This is a genomic window from Flavobacterium psychrophilum DSM 3660 = ATCC 49418 (assembly GCF_002217405.1).
Taxonomy (GTDB): Bacteria; Bacteroidota; Bacteroidia; order Flavobacteriales; family Flavobacteriaceae; genus Flavobacterium; species Flavobacterium psychrophilum.
On sequence record NZ_MUHE01000063.1, the window covers coordinates 1 to 7,339 of the forward strand.

A 7,339-nucleotide genomic window follows, 5' to 3' on the forward strand; every position below is an offset into this window, starting at 1 on the left:
AAGCGGGGGCTCGTTGGCAGACAGCTTAAAAAAAATCTTAGAAAAAGAGAATTATGATAAAGAAATTACTCGGAGGATTATTCAAAAAAGAAAAAATTGAAGAATCAAATTTCATTGTGGCAACTTTAAATGACAAAATTATGCCAATTGACAGAGGAGAAATTTATGAAGATCCTTTAGATGAACTTTTAGTTGCGGAAAATATTGGAGAGGTTTCTGGTGGTGGAACTATGCAGGAAAAAAGTGGAGAAATTGATTATTGTGACGTTGAAATAAAACTTAACGGAACTGAAATTGATAGAACCGTTATAAATAAAATAATTGAGAAATTAGAAAATCTTGGAGCACCAAAAGGTTCTGTAATGAACGTAGAGAAAACTCAAGAAAAAATCAATTTTGGAAAATTAGAAGGAATTGGAATTTATCTTGACGGAACAAATTTGCCGAAAAATGTTTACGAAGAATGCGATATTAACTTTGTGATTACAGAAATTCATAGGCTAACAGAAACAGAATATATTGTAAATAGAAACTGGGAAAATGAGAATGGTATTGCTTTATATTTTTACGGACAATCCTTTGATAAAATGAAAACTCAAATAAAAGAGTTTGTTGAAAGTTATCCGTTGTGCGAAAATTGCAGAATAGAAAAAATTGCATAAAAAAGCCGATCTGCCAACACACGTTTGGCGCAATTGCTAATTTTGTGGTAAATTCACGTTCACGTTTCGCAAGAAATATTATCTTTAACAGAAAATAATCAGTTCCCAAGTTCGCAACTGACGCCAAGCGCGAGAACGTTAGCCGTAATTATCCAAAAAACACGAAAAAATATGCCATCAACAGTAACAAAATACAAAATATTTTTAGCTTCTCCAAGTGATTTAAAAGACGATAGATTATCGATTGATGAAGTTGTCAAAGAATTGAATATATCATATGGAAAGCAAAATGAAATATTTATTGAACTTTTAAAATGGGAAACCCATTCTGCGGCAGGAATTTCAACAATTCATCCTCAAAAAATTATTAACTCAGATTTAGGAAACGATTATGATATTTTTATTGGAATAATCTGGGGAAAGTTTGGAACCAAAACAGATTCTGCCGAATCAGGAACAGAAGAGGAATTTTTAAATGCTTATAATCGTTTTCTTGAAGATTCTAATTCACTACAAATCCTATTTTATTTCAAAACTGCACCCATTTCAATGAGCGATATTAATCCTGAACAAATAAAAAAAATTCAAGAATTCAAATCAGAAATTGGTAAGAACAAAAAAGTATTGTATTTTGAATATAATAATATCTCGGAATTAAGTCAATTTTTACGAATTCACATTCCAATGAGAATCAATGATTTAAAAACTAATTCGTTAACTCAAACAGAAGTTGTAGAAACCGCTGACAATAAAAATTTAATTCTTGCAGAAATAATTGAAGAAGAATATGGCTTAATCGATTATCAAATAATGATGCAAGAGTATATGAATGAATCTAATCAATCATTAAATAGAATTTCTGAAGCTACAACTTGGATTGGAGAACAGTTCAATAAAAAAACCACGGAAATAGGAACTATTATCGCAAGTGGAAATCAAACTAACCTAAAAATTGTTCAAGATTTTTTTATTAGAACAGCAAAAGTAATGGATAATTACGCTAATAGATTAGAACCAGAAATTCCAATTTTCTTTGATAATTTTGAAAAAACAATAGATTCAATGTCAAATCTATATAATATTTCAAGTAAAGACCTTAATGTGACAGATGAAGAAATTGACTCAACAACTAATTCTATAAATATTTTAACAACTGGAATTATAAGTGCAATCAATGGAATGACTACCTTTTTAAATTCAATTGAGGGATTTCCAAGAATGTCAAAAGAATTTAATAAAGCGAAATCAAATGTTGTTGAAAAGCTTGAAGATTTATTATTAAAATTAAAAACAAGTTATTCAATTGCGATAGAACTACAGAAAAGCATACAATTAAAATAACTACGGCTAACAGCGGTTTCAAGAAATGGCGAGGCACGGGATTTATCAGAAATTGGAAAGGTCTTTAATTAAAAGTTTTGCTTATATTTGTGAAGGCTTGGTCTTGGTTCATCGCCACTTCGTGAAGCCGCGAAACGATGGAAAAAATCGCCCTTCGGGACAATTTTTTCCATCGAGCCCCCGCTACGCAGGTGATGAAAAACCATCGTTGCTTTCGCACGATGTTCTTCCATCACCCGCTTTGCTAGATTTTCTTCGAGAGCAAGCTCTCTCGAAAACCCCGCAAAGCGGGGGCTCGTTGGTGGCAAGCGTACCGAACTGCATGAGTAAACGAAAACAAGAAAATGAAAAAAATACAACTTTATATTATTTCACTTTGGTTACTATTTTTTTTGGTAGCTGTAAAGGAATTCGTTTTTATTTCTTGGACTTTTTCATCTTCCTACGAAAACATAATGAACTTTTTAAGCCTTAATTCAATTTCATTAATTTCATTTTGTCTTTCCCTTTTAGGGTTATTTTACTATGCAAGGTTTACTTATTTTTTGAAAGGTTCGACAAGATTGCCAAAAAAAATCATAAAAATTGAAGACCAAAGCTATGAACATTTAACTTTTTTAACGACATACATAATTCCTTTTTTGAGAGTTAAATTAGAAGGCAAAGATTTAGTTGTTACAATTCTGCTTTTGATAATAATCGGAGCTATTTTTATCAAAACTAACTTATTTTATAAAAATCCGACTTTAGCACTACTGGGTTACAAACTTTTTAAAGTAGATACAGAAAAAAACACTGGACTAATTTTTATATCAAAACAAAATTTAAAATTAGGTGACGAAGTTCACCACATTCCATTAAGTGATAACGTATATTTCGTAAAATTATGACAAGAGAAGAGCTAATTACTAGACTAAATTATTTTTTAAACCCGAACAATAATGTTGGTGCAGTTTTATATTTTGTGTTAGACCACGAAGGAGAAACAGTAATACGGTTTGCTGATATTGAAAATGTGGCAAAACTAGAATTAAAAAATCGTTTTCTTGAATATATTCAGGAAAAATTCATAAACAATGAAGAACTTCATTATCAAAATATTAGCGAGGCGGATGACCGAAAAAATGTTGTTTATAAGTACGATATAGATGAACGACCTGAAAGCTTAAATATTCTTGACGAAATTCTTGCTAACGAAGAACAAATTCATTTCAACTTTAATCAAGACCAACTCGTTAATATTAAAGGGTATTTAATAACAATCGGAAATGAAGGAAATAAAATAGCTTTATATAAAAAACATCACTCAATGAATATATTGAGAAGAGATCGGTTTTTATTGGTTCCAAGTGGAGAAAGACTTGTTGAAGTACAAAACGATGTAATAGCATTAGATAAAAGTTTTGATTTTATGATGGTTGATGACAATCTAATAGTGTTGAAATTAAATATACTTGAGAGATACTTTGGTTTTGAAGATGTTATCAGAAATCAAGCATTAAATACAATTGGTTTAGTTGAAGCAAATGAATTACTTGAAGACATTGAACAATTAATGGAAATTGCTCAAAGTATGCCGAATGCAAGAAAATTAATGAAAATTCGTAACTCACCAGTTTTAAACGTACCAGTAATTAATGTAATAAACTTTATCAGAAACCATCCAGAATTAACTGGTAAAATAAGTTTTAATGCAGATGGAACAAAAATAAATTTAGAAACTGGTGTTTCCAAAAAGTTGTTTTTGAAATTACTGAATGATGACTTCTTATTTTCACAACTTACAGAATTACAATATGACAGCCACGCAAAAGATAAATTATTAGAAATTCAAAATGAAAATTAGTAGTAAATAAAACGCCAGCCACCAACAGCCGTTTTGAGCTAGTGTGTGATTTAGTGGAATTACCGTTTCGCATCATATTTTCTGCAAAGCCGAAAATTGAAAGGTTACGAACCACACACCATCTCAAAGCGGCGGAACGATGGAAAAAATCGCCCTTCGGGACAATTTTTTCCATCGAGCCCCCGCTACGCGGGCGATGAAAAACCATCGTTGCTTTCGCACGATGTTCTTCCATCACCCGCTTTGCTAGATTTTCTTCGAGAGCAAGCTCTCTCGAAAACCCCGCAAAGCGGGGGCTCGTTACCTGCCATTTTGCCGAAAAAAACGAAATTAATAACAGAAATAAAAATGATTAAACTAAACAAAAATTTAAAAAAATTAATTATTCCATCAATTGGAGGATTACTATTAACTGCATATTTACTATATGACCAAAAAGGCACTCTTGGAATGTCAGAATTTATAGTTTTAATAATTACAGCAGTTGTAATCTTTGGTGTCATTTTAATAATCAATAAAATTACTCCGAAAAATGACTAATTATTTACCTTACATTTTTGGAATATCAACATTAGTTGCTGGAATCTATATTTTTTTATTATCATTCGGTATTTACAAACCGAAAAGCACAGAAAACAAAGAAAGTGTAATAGAAAAATACGGAACACTTTTTAAAATAATTTCAATAATTATGATATTAAGAGGTGGTTATAATCTGATAACCGCAAATCCAGATAGATATAAAATTAGTCAAAATAATTATCCTGTAGAATGGACTTCCGAATCAAGAAACATTCTAATCGAAAAATGTTTAAAAGATTCTGGACAAATGGCAGAAAATTATCCTTTTATAATGAAAGAGTATTCAGAATGCACAACGGACAAAATAATGTCTGAATATAACCAAAAGGAATATCTTGAAATGTCAAACAAATCATTTGAAGAACAGAAAAACATTATAATTCCATTGCTAAAAGATTGCTTAGCAGAAATGAACCGAAAAGTTGATAGTGTGAATTTGAAAAATAAAAACGGCAGGTAACAGCAGTTTGCAAAAATGGCGGGTTTTGGGCTTAATTTAAAGTTGGTTTTGTACTTGCAAAGTCAGTGTTTAACCGAAAATTTAGGCTTCCTTAATCCGCCACTTCTGCAAGCTGCGAGACGTTGTAGGCTATGCCTTCGAAACCGCATAAGAGAAATAAAAAGGTAAATTTACCTCAAAAAAATTGCTTTATTTGAAATTTTATGTAACTTTGAGGTAAATTTACCTTTACAAGTTATGATTAATGAGATTTTAAATAAAAGTTTTAAATATGATGGACCAACTTTGGAAGAATTGTTTACGAACAAACTTGAAAGTTCTGGTTTAAGTAAAACACAATTTGAAAAACTTGCAGGTATTGAGCGAAAAAGTTTAGATGCTATTCTTAACAAAACATCAAAGCAAACTGATGTAAATAAACTTATTAAACTTGGTGAATTTCTTGAAATAAGTTTAAATGATTTACTCATTATTCATTTTAACGATAGACCTAAAGAAGAAATAAAAGAGGTTCAAGATTCAATGGATATTACATTCATAAATAAATTTTTTGACCTAAAAACTCTAACTGGATTAGGCTACATCAATAGAAACGATTCTTTAGAACAATTAAAAGATAGAATTTGCAAATTTTTTGGCATTAATTCAATCTATGATTATGATTTAGAATTGAATGATGTTTTATACAGTAGAACAAAAAAAACTTTTAGTGACAAGATGAAAGATTTTTGGATTAAATCAAGTTATAAATATTTTGAATTAATCAACAACCCTAATGATTATAGTCGCAATAATTTAATTGATCTTATTCCAAAAATAAAGCCATATACCAAAAACGTTGAACACGGTTTAAATACTGTTTTTCAAGCACTTTATAATGTTGGTGTAACAGTTGTTTTTCAACCTTTACTACCAAAGACTCAAATAAGGGGGGCAACATTTGTTGTAAACAACAAACCTTGTATCGTAATTACAGATTTTAATAAAAATTATGCAACTATTTGGTTTGCTTTAATTCACGAATTGCATCACGTACTTTATGATTTAGAAGTAATCGAAAAAACTAATTATCATTTATCAGGTGAACCTGACTTATTTTTAATTCAAGAAGATAAAGCAAATGAATTTGCTAAAGAGTATCTTTTTTCTAGCGAGAAAATGAGATATATTGAAAAATTGATTCACAATAAAATAATTGTAGAAAAATTCGCAAATGAATGTCAAATACATTCTTCAATTATTTATTCTCAATTTCAGTGGAGACAATCAGAAATAGGAAATGATTATTGGGGAGCATTTAAAGACAAGTTTCCCAATATATCAACAGTAACCAAAAATTTAAATATTGCAAATTGGGATGTCCAATCAATTGAAGAAACTGCTTTGCAGATAAAAGAATTATTAAACGTAAACGCATAAAAAATGGAAGAAAATAATAAGAAGAAAGTTGTTGAAAGAAAACTTTCCAAAGAAGACATTGAAAGATTAGAATTATTGCAAAAATCTGAAGAAATAAAAGGAGAGCAATTGTTACTTGATATTGATTCAAAACTTGTAATTGAAAATGAAGCCGAAAAATTACTCGGTCAAAAAATTGATGACCCAGTAACAAAATTTCAATTATACTATAATGGATTAACAAAACTTTTGAAAGATAATCTTCCAAAAGGGAAAGATTACGAAGATGTAAGACGAATAGTGTATGACGAAAAAAATATTCTAATAAATAGAGGTGCTAAAAAAGACGAAAAAGGAATTAGAGGAAGTGACGGAAGAATGGCATACTTAGACGATTTAGAAGAAGCAATAAAAATTGTTGCTGATTGGACAAGTCAAAAAGGTACTCCAGCAGAACTTTTTATGTCATTTTGGGATAAAAATGAGGAACTTGGTTATGGACATCAAGATTAAAAAATAGGAATAAATATTGGCACAGCCTACAACAGCAGTTACACAAGATGCAAGGATTTAGTGGAATTGCCGTTTCGCATTGAACTTTTTACTTAAATAGAAAATATGCAGTCACGAAGCCTTGCGCCTCGTGTAGCTGCGAAACGTTAGCAGAAATGCTTTTGAACCGCAGAAATAAAAGAACTCAAATGAAAAAAACATTATTTATAGCCTTTATTTTTTTTACAATTTCCACATTTGGACAACTTAACAATCAAATAAGTTTTAATAAAGAATATTCCAATCTTCATATTAAAGAAAACAAAATAATTAATTACAAAATTGAACTTAAAAAAGATTTTTCTTATCTAATAATTGTTAAAAACAGAGGAATAAATGTTGCTGTTGAAATATTAGACAAAAATGAATTTTCAATAGATAAAGATTATTCTTATGACGATACTGACCCAGCCAAAATTTCATTTTCTCCAAATGCTACAGGAATTTATACTTTAAGAATTAAATTAAAAGATGATCCAAAATATTCTAAAGAAGGAA

Annotated in this window: 10 protein-coding genes; 9 read left to right on the plus strand and 1 reads right to left on the minus strand. The window is 29.9% G+C overall.

Annotated elements, in window-relative coordinates; genetic code table 11:
• The first annotated feature begins 53 nt into the window (after positions 1 to 53).
• Together B0A57_RS11665 and B0A57_RS11670 are read left to right on the plus strand one after the other, a co-directional pair.
• Positions 54 to 662, plus strand: coding sequence for a hypothetical protein (locus B0A57_RS11665; protein WP_038466568.1), 609 nt, complete (start codon positions 54 to 56; stop codon positions 660 to 662).
• A 171-nt stretch (positions 663 to 833) separates the two neighbouring features.
• Positions 834 to 2,003 (plus strand): DUF4062 domain-containing protein, encoded by a 1,170-nt coding sequence (locus B0A57_RS11670; protein ID WP_038466565.1) that lies wholly within the window; start codon positions 834 to 836, stop codon positions 2,001 to 2,003.
• 68 nt (positions 2,004 to 2,071) lie between these two features.
• Here the strand turns inward: B0A57_RS11670 and B0A57_RS12340 are convergent, their stop codons facing one another.
• Positions 2,072 to 2,236: a hypothetical protein gene (locus tag B0A57_RS12340; protein WP_207758887.1), complete on the minus strand. Its 165-nt coding sequence runs from the start codon at positions 2,234 to 2,236 to the stop codon at positions 2,072 to 2,074.
• A 111-nt stretch (positions 2,237 to 2,347) separates the two neighbouring features.
• Here B0A57_RS12340 and kwaA point away from each other — a divergent pair, with 111 nt between their 5' ends.
• The 7 genes from kwaA to B0A57_RS11710 all read left to right on the plus strand — a co-directional run.
• A complete protein-coding gene (gene kwaA / locus B0A57_RS11680; RefSeq protein ID WP_038466559.1) occupies positions 2,348 to 2,893 on the plus strand; it encodes an anti-phage protein KwaA in 546 nt (181 codons plus the stop codon).
• A complete protein-coding gene (gene kwaB, locus B0A57_RS11685; RefSeq protein WP_038466556.1) occupies positions 2,890 to 3,849 on the plus strand; it encodes an anti-phage protein KwaB in 960 nt (319 codons plus the stop codon). The genes kwaA and kwaB overlap by 4 nt, the downstream gene beginning before the upstream one ends.
• A 96-nt stretch (positions 3,850 to 3,945) precedes the next feature.
• Positions 3,946 to 4,389, plus strand: a complete 444-nt coding sequence (locus tag B0A57_RS11690) for a hypothetical protein (protein ID WP_038466553.1) — start codon at positions 3,946 to 3,948, stop codon at positions 4,387 to 4,389.
• Positions 4,382 to 4,891, plus strand: coding sequence for a hypothetical protein (locus B0A57_RS11695; RefSeq protein ID WP_038466550.1), 510 nt, complete (start codon positions 4,382 to 4,384; stop codon positions 4,889 to 4,891). Before B0A57_RS11690 ends, B0A57_RS11695 begins: the two co-directional genes overlap by 8 nt.
• A 237-nt stretch (positions 4,892 to 5,128) precedes the next feature.
• Positions 5,129 to 6,310 carry an ImmA/IrrE family metallo-endopeptidase gene (locus B0A57_RS11700; protein ID WP_038466547.1) on the plus strand — a complete coding sequence of 394 codons (1,182 nt, stop codon included), beginning with the start codon at positions 5,129 to 5,131 and terminating at the stop codon, positions 6,308 to 6,310.
• 3 nt (positions 6,311 to 6,313) lie between these two features.
• The gene (locus B0A57_RS11705; RefSeq protein ID WP_038466544.1) at positions 6,314 to 6,802 is read left to right on the plus strand and encodes a hypothetical protein; all 489 of its coding nucleotides are present in this window, start codon (positions 6,314 to 6,316) and stop codon (positions 6,800 to 6,802) included.
• 188 nt (positions 6,803 to 6,990) lie between these two features.
• The coding region (locus B0A57_RS11710) for a hypothetical protein (protein WP_133062905.1) at positions 6,991 to 7,339 on the plus strand (349 nt) is incomplete at its 3' end.

Coding starts and splice junctions, on each gene's coding strand:
- B0A57_RS11665 (WP_038466568.1), top strand. CDS start 54: ATGATAAAGAAATTACTCGGAGGATTATTCAAAAAAGAAAAAATTGAA.
- B0A57_RS11670 (WP_038466565.1), top strand. CDS start 834: ATGCCATCAACAGTAACAAAATACAAAATATTTTTAGCTTCTCCAAGT.
- B0A57_RS12340 (WP_207758887.1), bottom strand. CDS start 2,236: ATGGAAGAACATCGTGCGAAAGCAACGATGGTTTTTCATCACCTGCGT.
- kwaA (WP_038466559.1), top strand. CDS start 2,348: ATGAAAAAAATACAACTTTATATTATTTCACTTTGGTTACTATTTTTT.
- kwaB (WP_038466556.1), top strand. CDS start 2,890: ATGACAAGAGAAGAGCTAATTACTAGACTAAATTATTTTTTAAACCCG.
- B0A57_RS11695 (WP_038466550.1), top strand. CDS start 4,382: ATGACTAATTATTTACCTTACATTTTTGGAATATCAACATTAGTTGCT.
- B0A57_RS11700 (WP_038466547.1), top strand. CDS start 5,129: ATGATTAATGAGATTTTAAATAAAAGTTTTAAATATGATGGACCAACT.
- B0A57_RS11705 (WP_038466544.1), top strand. CDS start 6,314: ATGGAAGAAAATAATAAGAAGAAAGTTGTTGAAAGAAAACTTTCCAAA.